Genomic DNA, 15686 nt, shown 5'->3' on the forward strand with positions numbered 1-15686 from the left:
GGCAAGCATCAACGCTAGGTGTTCCTGTCGTCGGAGCATCGGAAACATCGGAATGGTCTGGCCGCGTGTACGAGATACGTTTTCCTCCTCTTCATTTGATGAGTACAGCAGAGGTGATACCGCGCCATTATACCAGTCAGAGGCAGTACTTACCAACAAACCCTCACAAAGTACTGTTGTGAGCATCGAGCGGCTATTTCTGCACCACGCTCTCCTGTATCCTCATCGCATTCTTCCACCACTATAATATACGGCAGAAAACTCCTCTTTAGGAGTCACGTCCACCTTTGGCACGAGGTTTATAGACATTCAAGCCGATCTTAATTTCTTGATACCCGGGTACAGCTACGTTCCCCTCGGTACTGGCAACGGTAATCGATTTGCCGCTAGAAGATGGCCCAAACTCTTGATCCAGATCAACAACAATGACAAGCTTTTTCCCTTCAACATTTATTTGCACATTCTTCATGAAAACACCTCTTTTGTCAAGAAATATCATTTACTGACGGGTACATAGGTCAACATCAACAATTGCTAGCTGCTAGAGCTTCCTCACTATAGCATGAAAAAGATGTCGGTTCAATGCGCTGGTACTGAAAGCCATCCGACGATAACGAATGCGCTTCTGGCGGCTCATAAAGCAAGCTGTTGGTAAAGATATGGAGGAAGGGAATAGCCTTTTTGCCCTATTTTCTAGCATTGTTGCTAGCTATCAAGTTCATTCTCATATACATTAGAACTTATAGAAATTATAGAATCGCTTCAAAGGCGAACAAGCGAGGACCGATCTATGCGACTATCTTCCGATGACTCCGAGCAGCCATCCCAGGACCAGTGGGACACTGTTAGCGATACACCAACGGCCCCCCTGGTTGCATACAGGAATCCCCAGAAAACGCCCACGACAGACCAGCTCCCGAACAATGCGTCACCTACAACGGGGCACCTACCAGCAAACACAGCCAGAATCACGCGCAAACTTGTTGTGCAAAATGGCAAAACGCCGCCCACCAGATTGTTGTTGATTGAGCAGCCACGTACAACCAGACCCTTGCCAGATGAAAGATCGACCAGGCCGCTCACTCTGATTCCAGCGACAGAAAAACGGCAACAACGCATCCCTCTAACGCAGCGTCAACGCACCATCAAAGTCCTGTTTCTCTGTCTGATTGTAGTGCTCGTGCCGGTGCTTTTCGTCACTCCTCTTGGCATCGGTCAACATCAGGAAGTCACCCGCACGATTCAGCAAATTCTTGCGCAAGGACCGTTCGGCTCATTCAATCCGACGCAACATCCAGTGACCCCAACCCCTACGCCTGCACTTCTTACCAACGAAGGCTCATGTAATCAGCCAAGCATGGGGCTATGGGGAACATGCGCAACAGCGGTTACTGAAAGCGGCGTCATGGGAACGCAGGCTATGCAGAAGCCAATTGCAGGATCGACGATTTCACAGGTATTTGGCAACCCGGAATATCAAAGCTGGTGTACCTGCGTGCGGCCACACACAGGGATCGATCTGGCCGCACCAGATGGCACGCCGATCATGGCCGCCGATGATGGACAGGTGATCTGGACAGGATGGGATTGGTCAGGACTAGGCTGGGCAGTGAAAATCAATCACGGGCGCTACATTGCCACTGTGTATGGGCATCTCTCGCGTTTTATTGTCAAGGTGGGACAAAATGTAACCAAAGGGGAGGTCATCGCTTATGAAGGGAGTACAGGAGCCTCAACTGGCCCGCACCTGCATTTTATGGTAGTGGTGAATAATTACTGGATAGACCCGGCAACCTACATTGCTCTACCCTGAGCAGAAATAACATGGAAGCGGGACTGCCGTTACGTTCGGCAGTCCCGCTTCCATGTTGCGAGTGTATCATGTTATGCCTGGACGTTATATTTGGAGCGGCGGCGGCTGATCGAACCACCCTTGCGTCCGGCAGCCTGAGCCTCTTCACTGGTCCACTTGTGCGCAGTACCCAGGGCATGAGCAGCTTTGCCACCCTTGCTAGCAATTTCGCGCTTCTTCTCAGGACTCATCGAAGCGAAACCTCGGCCACGACCTTTTTGTGTTTGCTGCATTGATCCTTCTCCTCTTAGAAAACTACAGACTTGTCTCTTGACTGCCTACTAATGTTCGAGTACAGAAGTAGATGCTTGACTACCGCGCTACTTCACGCAGATACACTTCATTTCTGCCGAATGCTAGATGAAGCAAAGCTATGCTGTACCTCATAATAGTTATCACGGCTCATCTGGGAGTTTGGATACAGATGAGGGTAGGTATATCATCCCATTTCGTTGTAGTTCATCATTAAGTATGACACCCTCAACGAAATACCCAACCTCAACTCCCACGATGTAGAAATGTATCAAAAGTCAAATACCTTTTTGAAAGGTTCAGGTTACGAAAGTCACTGTTTTTGACAAAACTTCCATCAGTTTCAGTGCAAACAGATGTTGGTGACTCTCACCTGGTAAGCATAACAGCTAGAATTCAGTGGTACAAGTCATCAATAAAAAGTTTCAGCGTTCTCTAAGGTTGACTCAACCATTTTTAAGGAAATGCTGAGTTAAAAGAAGGCTTTAAGCTCACTTTTGATACACAAACCTTAATCAATCTCATCTGTTTTTAAGGAAATGCTGAGTTAGCGGCTGTTTCGTCATTGCCAGCACTATCGGAGGTAGTAGAAATGGGCTATCCATCTTGCCTGAAGAGCAATCACCTCACGTGCAAAATGTAAGACCTGGAGGGAAATATTTCGATGTTCCTTCAGAAATACTATGCACATACATTGCAGTAATATCAGATTACCACGCATAATCCATTATCTCTACGATTCATATAATTTATAACTAAAGCGATCATTTTTATCACACAGCATGTATAGTGAACGTTACCCGCGTCCCTTCTCCCTGGTGACTGTGCAGGAAAATCTGGCCATTCATCGCTTCTACCAGACAACGGGCAATGTAGAGGCCAAGACCGATACCAGCAATTTGTTCGGAGGCGGAATGCCGCAAGCGGGTGAAAGGCTGAAAAAGCGCATCCTGTTGAGGGTGAGGAATGCCGATTCCTCGATCACAGATAGTGATCCCGATCATGCAAGAGGGAGAACTGACTAGTGAAGGAACTTCTGCCTCGCATGTTTGCGTCTGTTTACCAGCAGAGCAAAATAATGGATGACGCGCCTGTTGCAGGGTATAAGCAAATAGCTCAATGGCCCCACCATCTGGAGAATATTTTACGGCATTCTCCAGGAGATTCACCAATATTTGTCGTAAACGGTCGGGATCAGCCCAGGCAAGAGGCAAGTTTGGCTCAATAGTACTGTGAAAATGATAGTGTCCCGGTGATTGCCTCTCTACACGCTCCTGTATACTGGCTACAACACGTTGACAGAGTTGAGAAACATTCATCTCACTACAATGTAGCGAAAGACGCCCTGCTTGAAGTCGCGATATATCTAAAAGATCGGCGATCAATACTTCCAGATGCTCCACCTGTTCCATAATCGCCGTCAGATAGCGACGCTGACGAACAGTTGTCATCTCTCTCGCCGCATATCCTTCCTGAACATCAGCAACTCCATACGCATGAAGCAGCCCGGCATACCCCTTGATAGCTGTAAGAGGGGATCTCAATTCATGACTCACCATAGAGATATATGTATTCTGTTCGCGCATTGTTGCAGACACAGTGTTAGCAATAGAACATGTTGAATAACATATTTTATGCAAGATATGTTCAACATTATGAATCAACGTCGGCAAATACTGAAATAGCAGCGTGTATTCTCCTTCTAGAAACAGCTCGCTCTGGCCATTGACACAAAGAAGTACTCCAAGCATGCCATGTGTACTCTCAAGGGGAACAATTAGCAAGCTAGAAGCCATAGGCAGCGACAGGCTACTATCATCCAGGCACCATACTGCCCCCGTCTGCATAGCAATATCGCATAGGGCACCAATGCGAGGATTATCAAGCAAACTCTGTTCACAAATATCGTCAGTAGTGTAAATCATTGGCTCTAACGGAAAATGGCGCAAAAGAGGATGACACAAGAGAGGGTCGGGACACTCAAGCAGCAAGATAGCAGCTCGGCATTCTAAGAGATGGCAAACTTGTTGCACCAGCCTGTGTAAATACGTTTCAGCAGACATGCTCGTCCTCCCAACCACACCATGTGAAAAGTTCTTTTTTAGTATAGGCTCTCTCACAACAAGCGAGCGGAAATATAAGCAGAAACCAGTATCATAAAACTTGACCATATGAGTTGAGAAGGGTTACAATGGACCGGTATTGTCAATATACTGTTGTTAGCAGCCCGGCAGATGTCGAGGCTACTATTCACGATCTATAAAATAAGGATAGAGAGGGTGCGCATGCCTGATACACATCCACAGCAGACAGAGTTACCAGACTCATCCGATAATGAGAAGACGGAACCTGCACTCCTGCGCATCGCCGAAAAGCCTGAAGAACCGGCGCAACCTGTGACATCGCGTCCACCGGCAGAAGCCAGTCCTATGACCTCGCCTTCGCCTCGTATTATGGAGCGACCAGGAACAATTGAACATCTAGCTGCACGCCGTCTCCCCCCTGAAATCGACGCAAACACGCCAGAAATCAAGCAACAACTGGCTCGTCTGCGTACCGAAATTACCCGATTGTTGACTAGTTTACGCTGGGAGGGAGCCTCTGTTGAAGAGACTGCGAAACAGTTAATCCCTCTGCTGAATGTTGGCTCCATCCAACAGTGGAAACCAATTCTGCTCCCATTTTTACATGAAATAGATCGAGCAGGCAACTTCATACCAGTCTGGCTGTATATCATCGACCAGGGAGATCCGAAAGACCTTTCGCCGCAAACCAATCCTGCCGATACGGTAGAGGGACGAGCCAGACGTTTTGCCGTTCTCATGTTGGGCTACCACAAAACAATTACCACAGAGCAGCCAAAAGCAATCGGATTTGCCAGACAAATCGCAAATCAGAACAACGCGAAATCTGCGGACCTCGCACGCGTCCTGGGCAAGCTGGTTCTTGACCCCAACCTCTCGATGTATGCAGCGCAGGCGCTAGTGCAGCACGAGACGACATCTGCGATGCAAGCATTGATCAGTGCGCTTAAAGAGGCTGAAGGTTGGGCCAAAGTCGATATTGTTGAAAGCTGCCTGGAATTGAAGCAGGAAGACTTTTACGATATTCTGCTAGCAGGCGCACTTGAACGGGTGAACGGACTGGAAAGCTATGTGGCGATCCCGCTCTATCGCAAAGTACCGCTCGAACGATATCTGCGCGGCGAGGGCAAGGTTAGCTTGGTGCAAACACAACAGGCAGCCCTGATCGTCCATCATGTGCTACAAGACAGTATCAATCCACCGATTGGTGAGGGGAAACCGCAACCGAGCATTCTCCAACGCCCGTTTCCTGAACTCGCGCAGGCTCTTTTTGAAAGCACACGCAGCAATCCCATATGGCAAAATACGGTCGCCGTCCATCGCCTGGGCACATTGCTGGGCCGTTACTGGACTGCAATCTCGCGCGGAGAACTGCGTGATCCTGCCATCGTTGATCCAATCTACCAAACTGTGCCAATGATGCCCGAGGTGGAGCGGTGGATGGCTGGCCCTGGACGCGATGTTTTGCTCACGACGGTACAGGCAAAACCAGGAGAAGAGACACTCACGCCAACAGTGCGTGTACTTGGAGAATTGCGAGAGCCACGCGCCATCTCTCCCTTGCTGCGTCACCTCGAAACGACCACAACCGTCACAGGACACGTTCAGGCACTCACATTAGGGGCCATGTGCGATGCGCTAGGACAGTTCGCAGACCGGCGTGCAGCACCAGTCTTGCAACAGTTCTTGCAGCGAGTCGTGGCGATCGACCGGCGCAGCAACCTTCCAAGGCGAGCAGATAATCTTCCCACCGGAGATCCAGAAATTCCTGGCAGCATCGTTTATGCTTCAGCATTACGAGCGCTCGGGCTGTTAGGGGACCAAAGCGCATTAAATGATGCGTTGCGTGCAGTGAACGATTTCGATCCTTATGTGCGTATCCAGGCATTGGAAGCGATCAAACGCCTTGATCCAAACGGAGAAGATCCACGCAGTCGACAGGTTGCACGCGAGGCATTGAACGATCCACGAGAAAACAATATTCGCGTGGCAGCTCAACTGGTGCAGCAATACCGCGACAACGAAGCACGATCCATACTCCAACAACTGATCGAGACACGTCCGACGCTCTCAGGCCTGGCATATGAAACACTACGTCATCTCGGCTAAGTAGCGCAACAGGTTCATCACAATACCATCAGTGGCTTATTCGCTGGATATGTGAAACATCTGGTGAATAAGCCACCCATTGCTTCTCTGCCACCTTCGCATATAATTGCTCACCTTCCATGCCTTCTAGCACGTTTTTCTTATCCAACTACGAGAAGTTTCACGCTTCCCTGTATACTGTGTGTAGAAAGAATATTACTGAAACAGACGAGAGCATATTTTTTGCCTATTCTCTGGCTCTCACGCTGTATGTTATGAGGGAAACTTACAATGAATATGTTGGTGGGGAAAACTCTTGGTGGATACCGGCTGGTGCGACTCATCGAGAGTGGTGGAATGGGAGATATTTATCTAGCGCAACACGCACGCATCGGAAGAAGAGTAGCTATTAAAGTTGTCTGTGGAGATTTACGTGCCATACCCAATACCCCGAAGGAAAGCAGGCAGCACTCCGTTTTGAGCGAGAAGCACGGGCTGTTGCCGAATTGGAACATGAAAATATTTTGCCGCTCTATCACTTCGGCGAAGAAACCATTGAGCCTGATGGAGCACCTATTACTTACCTCGTCATGCCCTATATCGCGGAAGGTTCGCTGTGGAACTGGCTCCAACGTCGCACACAACAGTTCGGCTTTGGCTGGCCCATCGCTGGCGAAGAAGCTGGTTACTATCTTATGCAAGCGGCCTCTGCACTACAATATGCTCACGATCACGGTATCATCCATCGCGATATCAAACCAACGAACTTCTTAATTCGCGTTGAACGTGCGAATTTGAAGGGTGGACAATACAGCCACTTAACCAGCATTTTTCCACATGGACGACCACGACTACTGCTGGCCGATTTTGGTCTGGCCGCGTTTTATCGTCACGGCCGTTCGCTCCACCGTTCGGTGGGAACGCCACTTTATATGGCTCCAGAACAATTTGATGACCCATCATTGGCAACCTCCGTCCATGTAGGACCCGCAGCAGACCAGTACGCACTTGCCGTTATGATGTATCAACTTATGACCGGAAACGCCGTTTTTGAGGGAACAGCTGCCCAGCTCCTGCATCATCACCACCATACTCAACCCATGCCACCAAGCATCCATAATTCTTCACTGCCTATAGAACTGGATGATGTATTCTTAAAAGCATTAGCAAAAAAACCGGAACAACGCTATCCAAACATTATGGGATTTGCACAGGCCTATGATGCTGTTTTACAGCGTTCCCGCCAATCTCAATCGGGGCGAGGCGAAAAACAGCGTGAGACGAAAAACTTTGTGATGTACAAACAGCGCGAAGCCACCACGCTCCCCCTCTCTACCGTAGAAAAAGAGATTGAGCCAACCTATGGTCCTGGTTCGCTGCCAACACTCTCTACAGCAGCGGCTCAGGTCGCAACGATGGAAGAAACACAGGCCCAACAGCGCACACCAACAACAGCACTAGCCAGCGAGAAGAGGCTGGCACACAATCGTATCATCTCGCTTTCGTCGCTGATGCCTGCCCACTTTCCAACCAGAAGCATTCCTTTCAGCTTCTTGCATCGATCATCCAACCTCAACATCGTGCTGGTCAGTCTCATTTTCCTGTTACTGGTGGGAATGCTTGTCACTGTCCTTTTACTCGGACATATCCATTAAAGGAGAAAAGATGCATTGTTCAATCTTACCGCTGCGCGAATTACCTCTTGAGAAGAATTTTATTGTATAGCGGCAAAGATTGAACAATAACAAAGGCAATAATTTCAACAGGTCAATTTTTGAGACCCCAGGGGCGAGCACGCTTCCGAGCCTTTTGCGCCTCCTGTGAGTTACCAAGAGCATCATAGACCTCAGCCTTCAATGTCCAGGCGCGAGCATAGCCTTTATCCATCTCGGTAGCCTCATTGAGGGCATCAAGCGCTGCTCTGTTATGGCCCAGACGCATCAACGCTTCAGCCTTGTTACACCAGGCAACAGCGCTACGGGAGTTCACCAGTAAGGCACGCGTATAGGCGTCTACAGCACCGGCAAAATCGCGCAAACATGAACGAGCATTGCCCAGGCCATTCCAGGCCTGAAAGCTTCTCTGATCGAGGCTCAAGGCGTGTTCATAAGATGCTAACGCTTCCTGTGGCATATTCAGGTCCAGTTGCGCATCAGCTTTCCCATTCCAGGCGGCGACGTATTGAGGATCGATAGAGAGCGCACGCTCAAAATGCACCAGCGCTTGCTGATAGCGCTGAAGACGAATCAAGACAAGGCCAGCGCTGACCCAAACAACGGCATTATCTGGCTCGATTTCCGCTGCACGCAGATAGGACTCCAGCGCCTTGCGATAATTGCCCTGGTTGTAGAGCGTCGTTCCCTTGCCATTCCAGGCATAGAAGTTGAGCGGGTCCATATGTAGTGCCTCTTCATATGCCTGCAATGCCTGTGAATAATGCTGTTGATTGCGAAACTGATCGCCCTCACGACACTTTTCCTGCACGCTGCTGGTGCTTGGAGGAGCGGCATATACAGGATACGCACTATTGACGGCATTCATTTTCCCGCTGTTGGTCGGCACACTACTGACAACGGGCGTGCTCGGCATAGAACGAACATTGCCAGAAACCACCCGCACATCAGGGGCCGTATGAGAAGGCATGACAACGGCCGGGCGGCAGGCAAAATCAAATGCCTGCAAAAACTCCATCATGTCTGCAAAACGTTCTTCCGGTCGTGCCGCCAATGCCTGCACCATGACACGATCCATCGCAGGAGGAATTTCGCTATTCAAGGACGATACAGGAGGAATGGGGCCGCCACGTGGATCAAGCGGATGATAACCAGTGAGCATTTCGTACAGAACAACGGCGCACCCATATTGATCGCTGCGCGGATCAACAATACCGCTTGTCTGCTCGGGAGCCATATAGCCAACGGTTCCGCGCACGGTGACGGTCTTGCCAACCCGTGCGCCTGGTTCAAGCGAACGAGCAATCCCAAAATCCGTAATCACCAGGCGGCGATCTTCCTGGTGAATCAGAATATTTTCCGGTTTAATATCTCGGTGAATCACAGGACGAGGACGAGTATGGGCATAATACAGTGCATTGGCTAGCTGATGAAAACTCGTTATCGTCTCTTGAGGAGGAAGAGGTCCATCGGCCTGAGCCAGTCTTGTACGCAAAGAACCAGCCGTGTAGAGAGGCATTACTAGAAAGACACTGGGACCATCTCTTCCGTAATCAAGTATAGGAGCAATGTTGGTATGATCCAACGTGGCCGCGATACGAGCTTCACGCAGAAAATGGTCGTGTTCATGAGGTGTGGTCTTGCTGGGCAGCAGCACTTTGATAGCAATGTAGCGAGAAAGATTTCTATCTATCCCGCGAAAAACTGCTGCATATCCACCTTTATTGAGTAAAGCCTCCACGACATAGCGCCCGGCCAGCGCAGTGTCGAGCAAGGGCAAAGCACATGCTCGACAGAACAAATCGCTGTCCCGATTATCATATCCACAGTCAACGAGATCGGCGCAGCGTCGCATTCCCTCCTCCGAGCTATAGCCCAGCCTGCAACAGGCATGGATTAATCAAAATACGCCTGCTGCCTGAGCATAAGCCCAGGCGATAGGCAAAAGACGGTATTATTGTGAACTCCTGGCAGATCTGGCCCGTTGTTCAAGAGAGCTTGCCCACTCCTGGCATGAAACAGCTTCCTGCTTCCGTCCCAGTTTCTCCAGCACGACAGCCTTATTATACCAGGCATCAGGCTCTTCAGGAGCAAAAGACGTGGCCTGATCCAACGCAGCCAGCGCCTCATCCATCCGTCCGAGGGCAAACAGAGATAAACCTTTATTATTCCATGCCGGGATATAATGAACATCTCCTGCCAGAGCGCGATCAAAAGCAACCAACGCCTCTTCATGACGCTGCAACTCGTGTAACAGGCTACCTTTATTATACCAGGCAGAAGTTAGCCCGTCGTCATAAGTAAGCGCCTGATCATACGAAGCCAGAGCATCTTCATACATATGTAACGCAGCAAGCACATTTCCTCGATTATACCACGCGCCCGCCAATGTTGGGTCAAGAGCAAGAGCATGATCATAATCGTTGAGAGCTTCTCCATAACGGCGAAGCTCGCGCAAATCATTGCCCTTATCAAACCACAGCGTGGCGTTCTGCTCATCCATCTGAATGGCGCGCTCATGCAAAGCAAATGCCTGCTCTGCCTGGCCCAACCGTCGCAAGATGTTGCCCTTCGTATCCCAAAGAGACGCACGTGACTGATCCAGACTGAGGGCGCGATCAACGGCGATAAGAGCTTCATCGTAGCGGTGTAAACTATACAACGTATCGCCCATTGCCTGCCAGACGATGCTCTGTCTCGCATCGATCAGGAGGGCACGATCAAAAGCCAGCAGCGCCTCTTCTGGCTTATTCTGTTCGGCCAGAGCCATCCCGCGTCCACTCCAGGCATACACATAATCGGGATCATAAGCCAGCGCCTGATCGTAGCAATACATCTCCTCGTCGGGGCGGCGCAGTTCGCGCAGGACATTGGCACGCGCCGTCCACAGCTCCGGGTCTTTAGGATAGAGCGAGATGGCATGATCGTAAGCCAGTAGCGCCTCCTCAGCACGCCCCAGGCAGAGCAGAGTCGCGCCTTTGCTCCTCCATGCCTCTACCGAGACAACGTCTACCGCTGTTGCCTCCTCATAGGCCCGGAGCGCCTCTTCATAGTCGCCACGCTCATAAGCAATATTGCCTTGCACCAACCAGTCGTGTTGCGCTGGTTGACCCGTATTTTTCTGCACAGGTGCATGCTGAGGGCCCTCAGCATGAGAGGGAACCATAATCCTGAGCTGCGTGGCAGCGGCCTCCTCCTCATCAACGCCCTCGCCAGGCAAAGGGAGCGGAGAGCGAAAAATAGGGTTGCTTTCTACACGCGCCGCAGTCGAAGATGGGTCGGATTTCACCAGGAAAACGAGCGGACCATCCTTCCCATAATCAATAACCCTGATACTACCAGGATCGTCCACGCGCGCCGAAAGAGCCACCGCTAGCTCTGCATCCTGTAAAAAGCTCTCCTGTTCTTCCGCACTAACCCCCCTGGGGATGAGCGCGCGAATCGTTACCAACAATGACTCAGAGCGATCAATCGCTTTGAGAGTGGCAGTACCGCGATCTTTTCCAATAAAATCTACTATTTCATAACGCCCTTGCAGCACCGAAGCATGGAGAGGTATGCCACAGCGTGCGCAGAAGCGAGCATTAGCACGATTTTCAAAGCCACAGCCCTCCACATCTAAACACATCCCCATGTACGTCCTCCCTGTCCTACACAATAGAATGATTTGACACATAAGCTTTTGTTGTCACTACTGTAGCGAAAGAGCCACTACTTTGTCAATATAGCATGCCTCAAACTCATCAATTTGATAAATGTTATAGCATATTTTACTGTGAACAGATAAAAAAACCGATCATGACAAGAGCATTTACTATAGATATAGAAATACTCTTGTCATGATCGGTTTTTATCAGTTGCACCAATTGCAAAGATAAGCTTTAGTCAACCAGAAGAGCATGATCAACAACAGGCAACCAGACCTGCATGGGACCGGTCTCACGATTGGCCCACGCATAATACGGAATTGCAGTGAGTCGCGCAGATCTATAGTGCGTGCTTTGGCCGCGATAGGTTCGATAAAGCTGTCCCCCCCAATCCGTCAAAACGCGCTCATAAGCCTGCGCCTGAAGGGTTACAACGCCACCAAGCAGATCATCACGCCGCTCAATCTCCCATACCGGCTGAACAGGCAAAACCAGGTTCCACACATCGATATTCCCATGATCGGCCTGTTCAACACAATACACCAGGGGACCACGCATGATCGCCACACAATCATGGTTGCCTGCCACAAAAGGATGGCTCTCTACTAGCTTCACATCCATTGGAAAGCTCAAACGAATTTCATCGCTCTGCGACCATACACGAGTCAAAGCAAGATAGCTGCCTGACTGAACGTCAGCAACCTCCTCCTGATTGACCCAGGCGCGTGCTCCCTCTGCCCATCCAGGAATACGCACAAAAAGTGTGAATTCCTCAGTTGTTTCAGTCTGTACGCGCAGCATCACCTCCCCATCCCAGGGATAGCTCGTCTCCTGCTCAAGCATTACGGTATGACCGCTGGCAAGAGTCGCAGTCGCCGTATTGTTAGCATAGAAATGCACCCAGAGTCCCTCTTCAGAGGTACTGTAGAAGTAGCCTGGCAGCGACGCTAACAGGCGTGCGATATTGGGAGGGCAGCAGGCAGTGGGAAACCAGGGCTGACGGCGGTGCTGGCCTCGATCAGCAAGCGGGTTTTGATAGAAGAACAGTGTACCATCAAGAGAGCTGCCAGAGATGACACCATTATAGAGCGCCTGCTCAATAGTGTCAGCGAAACGGGCCTCGCTCTTGAGCAACAGGAGACGCCAGTTCCACATCACGCTGGCAATTGCCGCGCAGGTCTCAGTATAAGCGCGATCATTGGGTAACTCATAATTGGACCCAAACGCCTCTCCCTCCCAGCGCGCGCCCACGCCACCAGTGATATACGTTTTCTCCTCGACCAAATTATGCCAGAGCGTTTCGAGTGCGCTGTCCAATGCCTGCTCACCGGTCTCGGTGAGAATATCAGTCATACCAGCATAGAGATAGAGTGCGCGCACGGCATGGCCGACCACTTCGGTCTGTTCCCGCACTGGCAGATGATCCTGCATATAATAGCTACCACTGATAACTGGCGGCTTGCGACCATGTTGATCCACAAAGAACTCGGCCTGTTGCAGATAACGCTCGTTTCCTGTTTCGCGGGCAAGCTCAACAAGAGCCATTTCAATTTCAGGATGCCCACAGGCACCAGGGCGTCCCTGTGGGCCGAAAACCTGGGCGATATTATCGGCGAAACGCACCGCGACATCCAGCAGAGTTGTTTTACCCGTTGCGCGATGATACGCAATTGCCGCCTGGATTAAATGTCCAGCACAATACAACTCATGCATGTCCTTGAGATTGGTCCAACGCTCGGCCTTGCGCTCGAAGGTAAAATAGGTATTGAGATACCCATCCTCATCCTGCGCAGCGGCGATGAGCGCGATAACTTCATCAACCTGGGCCGCTAACTGTGAGTCATCCTCGGTTGCCAGCACCCACGCACAAGCCTCCACCCACTTGTAGACATCCGAGTCGTTGAAATATATTCCCTGAAAGGGTGCCTGGATCAAACCTGCGGCGCGACGAAAATTATCAATACGTCCGGTCTGCTCCGATTGTTGAAGTTGTGCCTGCAATCCCATTTTGTGGTTGCTCATACGGCGCGGCTCCCAGAAATGATCGGTCAGACGAACCGCCTGCATCCCCAAAGGGGCGAGCAGCGCCCGTGAACTGGTAGTTGGACGAACTATTGCTGTCTGTTGAGACCGAGCATATTGTGGTAACGGGTGAGAAGACATAGAGTGTTGAAAGCTCCTTAGTTATGCTGTATTTGTAAATATGGCAAAAGGGCCGTTCGTCATACAACCCTCTCTGATGATTATGCTTTTACCGCGCCTGACATCAAGCCCTTCAGGTAGAAACGCTGCAATAACAGGAAAACCAGAATGCAGGGTAGAGCGCTAATAACCACGCCTGCCTGTACAGAGTTCCAATTCACCGTTCCATATTGTCCCTGCTGCGCCATGACCAGATAGATCGGAAACGTGTAGCGGTCGCTATCAGACAGAAAGATCAGGGCAGCTAAAAACTCATTCCAGGCGGCAAAGAACGTAAACAATCCTACAGTAATCACGCCGGGATAGGCCACCGGGATCATGACGCGAAAAAGCATGCTGAACCATGAGCAGCCATCGATCTCTGCCGCTTCCTGCAACTCACGAGGAATACTCTCGAACGAGTTGCGCATCATAAAAATGGAGAACGGAAGTTGAAACGTGGTATAGATCAGCACAAGACCGAACAGCGAATTTTGCAGATCAAGCACACGCAACAACACAAAAAGTGGAGTGACGATCGATGTAAACGGGATCATCAATCCTGCAAGAATCAGGACAAAGACGACATTCAGGCCAGGAAAAGGAAAGCGTGCGAACCCAAAGGCCGCCAGCGTGCTGAGAAGAATAGTCAACGCGATAGTCAGGAAGGTGACGAGAATACTATTGCCCAGATATTGGATAATACCTGCCCCGGCCTGAAAGAGATCGAGATAACCCTGAAAGGTGAACTGTTGCGGGAAAAACGTCGGTGGCACCGCAGAAATCTCTTCCGGCGATTTAAACGTTGAGATTACGGTCCAGAACAGCGGAAAGAGAAAAATCAGGGCCAGAATAACGCAGGCCACGTAATAACACACACGCGGCAACGTGAGTGAGGAACGGCGAGGCCGCATTGATGACATGAGCATGAACCTTTTCGAGACCTCCTTTTCGTTGTGAATACATCTCATGCTACGCGCGTGTATCATCACGTAAGAGATACAGTTGAACGGCAGTAAAGATCATGAGAATACCAAGCAACACAATCGATAGAGCCGAACCGTAACCCATCTTGTAATACACAAAGGATTGATTGAAGATCCAGTAGACCAGAGTGATCGTCTGGTTTTGCGGTCCTCCCTGAGTCATGATAAAGAACTGATCGAACGCCAGATACGAGCCAATCACAGAGAGTACCAGGGCCAGGGCAAACGTGCGCCGCAGCAGTGGCAACGTCAGGAAAAACAGGCGTTGCCACCAGCCAGCACCATCAACACGGGCCGCTTCATAGAGTTCGTCGGGAATAGTGTTCATGCCGATCATAAAGAAAAGCATCGAGCTACCCACCGTTTTCCAGACCACCATCACACCGATAGCAAGAATAGCGATGGTTGGATCAGCGAGCCAGATAATCGGTTCCCGGATCAGGTGCAATTGCAGCAGAATGGCATCAAATATGCCATTCTGATCGTTGAACATCCAGACGAAAAGCAGAGAGATCACGCCCAGGCCAATCACAACAGGCGTGAAAAAGATCGTACGGAACACGCCAGCTCCGGGTATAGGCTGCTTTACCAGCAGGGCCAGGCCAAAGGCCACTACCATGATAATTGGCGTCACCACCAATGTATAGCGTGTGGTAAACCAGAGGCTTTGCCAGAACATACTGTCGTGAACAATATCAAAGTAGTTCTGGACACCGATAAAGGTGTGGTCGCCGAGCAGTGGCCAGTTATGCAGCGATATCCAGAAAGACATCACCAGCGGAACAAGAAACAGCGTGACAACCAGCAACAGGGCAGGCAGGACAAAGAGAAAGCCGAGCCACTGCCTGCGCCGCTTCATAGAGTGCGGCTTCTCCTGACGCGCAAGCTGGATATCAGTGTTATGCGCCTGAACGTAAGCCATG

The 15686-nt window shown here is 50.4% G+C and carries 11 protein-coding genes; 3 read left to right on the plus strand and 8 right to left on the minus strand.

The window, feature by feature from the left end; genetic code table 11:
• Positions 1–268: 268 nt before the first annotated feature.
• Positions 269–469, minus strand: a complete 201-nt coding sequence (locus tag K3T83_RS09365) for a hypothetical protein (RefSeq protein ID WP_220202702.1) — start codon at positions 467–469, stop codon at positions 269–271.
• A gap of 321 nt (positions 470–790) precedes the next feature.
• Here K3T83_RS09365 and K3T83_RS09370 point away from each other — a divergent pair, with 321 nt between their 5' ends.
• Positions 791–1813, plus strand: coding sequence for a M23 family metallopeptidase (locus K3T83_RS09370; protein WP_220202703.1), 1023 nt, complete (start codon positions 791–793; stop codon positions 1811–1813).
• A 71-nt stretch (positions 1814–1884) separates the two neighbouring features.
• On the opposite strand, the gene K3T83_RS09375 is transcribed toward K3T83_RS09370, so the two are convergent.
• Positions 1885–2085, minus strand: a complete 201-nt coding sequence (locus K3T83_RS09375) for a KGG domain-containing protein (RefSeq protein WP_220202704.1) — start codon at positions 2083–2085, stop codon at positions 1885–1887.
• Between the two features lie 792 nt (positions 2086–2877).
• Positions 2878–4167, minus strand: a complete 1290-nt coding sequence (locus K3T83_RS09380) for a sensor histidine kinase (RefSeq protein WP_220202705.1) — start codon at positions 4165–4167, stop codon at positions 2878–2880.
• A gap of 222 nt (positions 4168–4389) precedes the next feature.
• On the opposite strand from K3T83_RS09380, the gene K3T83_RS09385 reads away from it, so the two are divergent.
• Both K3T83_RS09385 and K3T83_RS09390 read left to right on the plus strand, forming a co-directional pair.
• Positions 4390–6297: a HEAT repeat domain-containing protein gene (locus K3T83_RS09385; RefSeq protein WP_220202706.1), complete on the plus strand. Its 1908-nt coding sequence runs from the start codon at positions 4390–4392 to the stop codon at positions 6295–6297.
• A 398-nt stretch (positions 6298–6695) separates the two neighbouring features.
• On the plus strand, positions 6696–7931 hold the full coding sequence (locus K3T83_RS09390) for a serine/threonine protein kinase (protein WP_220208198.1): 1236 nt from the start codon (positions 6696–6698) through the stop codon (positions 7929–7931).
• 112 nt (positions 7932–8043) lie between these two features.
• Here the strand turns inward: K3T83_RS09390 and K3T83_RS09395 are convergent, their stop codons facing one another.
• The 5 genes from K3T83_RS09395 to K3T83_RS09415 form a co-directional block, all read right to left on the minus strand.
• Positions 8044–9804 carry a serine/threonine-protein kinase gene (locus K3T83_RS09395; RefSeq protein WP_220202707.1) on the minus strand — a complete coding sequence of 587 codons (1761 nt, stop codon included), beginning with the start codon at positions 9802–9804 and terminating at the stop codon, positions 8044–8046.
• A 99-nt stretch (positions 9805–9903) separates the two neighbouring features.
• A complete protein-coding gene (locus tag K3T83_RS09400) occupies positions 9904–11583 on the minus strand; it encodes a tetratricopeptide repeat protein (protein WP_220202708.1) in 1680 nt (559 codons plus the stop codon).
• 247 nt (positions 11584–11830) lie between these two features.
• Complete coding sequence (locus K3T83_RS09405) at positions 11831–13759, minus strand: glycoside hydrolase family 127 protein (RefSeq protein WP_220202709.1); 1929 nt, start codon at positions 13757–13759, stop codon at positions 11831–11833.
• Positions 13760–13839: 80 nt separating this feature from the next.
• The gene (locus K3T83_RS09410) at positions 13840–14700 is read right to left on the minus strand and encodes a carbohydrate ABC transporter permease (protein WP_220202710.1); all 861 of its coding nucleotides are present in this window, start codon (positions 14698–14700) and stop codon (positions 13840–13842) included.
• A 49-nt stretch (positions 14701–14749) separates the two neighbouring features.
• Positions 14750–15685: a carbohydrate ABC transporter permease gene (locus K3T83_RS09415; protein WP_220202711.1), complete on the minus strand. Its 936-nt coding sequence runs from the start codon at positions 15683–15685 to the stop codon at positions 14750–14752.
• Position 15686 lies beyond the last annotated feature (1 nt).

The sequence above is a fragment of the Reticulibacter mediterranei genome (genome assembly GCF_016587455.1).

Bases quoted from the DNA above. Each gene is read 5' to 3' on its own strand.
- K3T83_RS09365 (WP_220202702.1), bottom strand. From the start codon at position 469: ATGAAGAATGTGCAAATAAATGTTGAAGGGAAAAAGCTTGTCATTGTT.
- K3T83_RS09370 (WP_220202703.1), top strand. From the start codon at position 791: ATGCGACTATCTTCCGATGACTCCGAGCAGCCATCCCAGGACCAGTGG.
- K3T83_RS09375 (WP_220202704.1), bottom strand. From the start codon at position 2,085: ATGCAGCAAACACAAAAAGGTCGTGGCCGAGGTTTCGCTTCGATGAGT.
- K3T83_RS09380 (WP_220202705.1), bottom strand. From the start codon at position 4,167: ATGTCTGCTGAAACGTATTTACACAGGCTGGTGCAACAAGTTTGCCAT.
- K3T83_RS09385 (WP_220202706.1), top strand. From the start codon at position 4,390: ATGCCTGATACACATCCACAGCAGACAGAGTTACCAGACTCATCCGAT.
- K3T83_RS09395 (WP_220202707.1), bottom strand. From the start codon at position 9,804: ATGCGACGCTGCGCCGATCTCGTTGACTGTGGATATGATAATCGGGAC.
- K3T83_RS09400 (WP_220202708.1), bottom strand. From the start codon at position 11,583: ATGGGGATGTGTTTAGATGTGGAGGGCTGTGGCTTTGAAAATCGTGCT.
- K3T83_RS09405 (WP_220202709.1), bottom strand. From the start codon at position 13,759: ATGTCTTCTCACCCGTTACCACAATATGCTCGGTCTCAACAGACAGCA.
- K3T83_RS09410 (WP_220202710.1), bottom strand. From the start codon at position 14,700: ATGTCATCAATGCGGCCTCGCCGTTCCTCACTCACGTTGCCGCGTGTG.
- K3T83_RS09415 (WP_220202711.1), bottom strand. From the start codon at position 15,685: ATGGCTTACGTTCAGGCGCATAACACTGATATCCAGCTTGCGCGTCAG.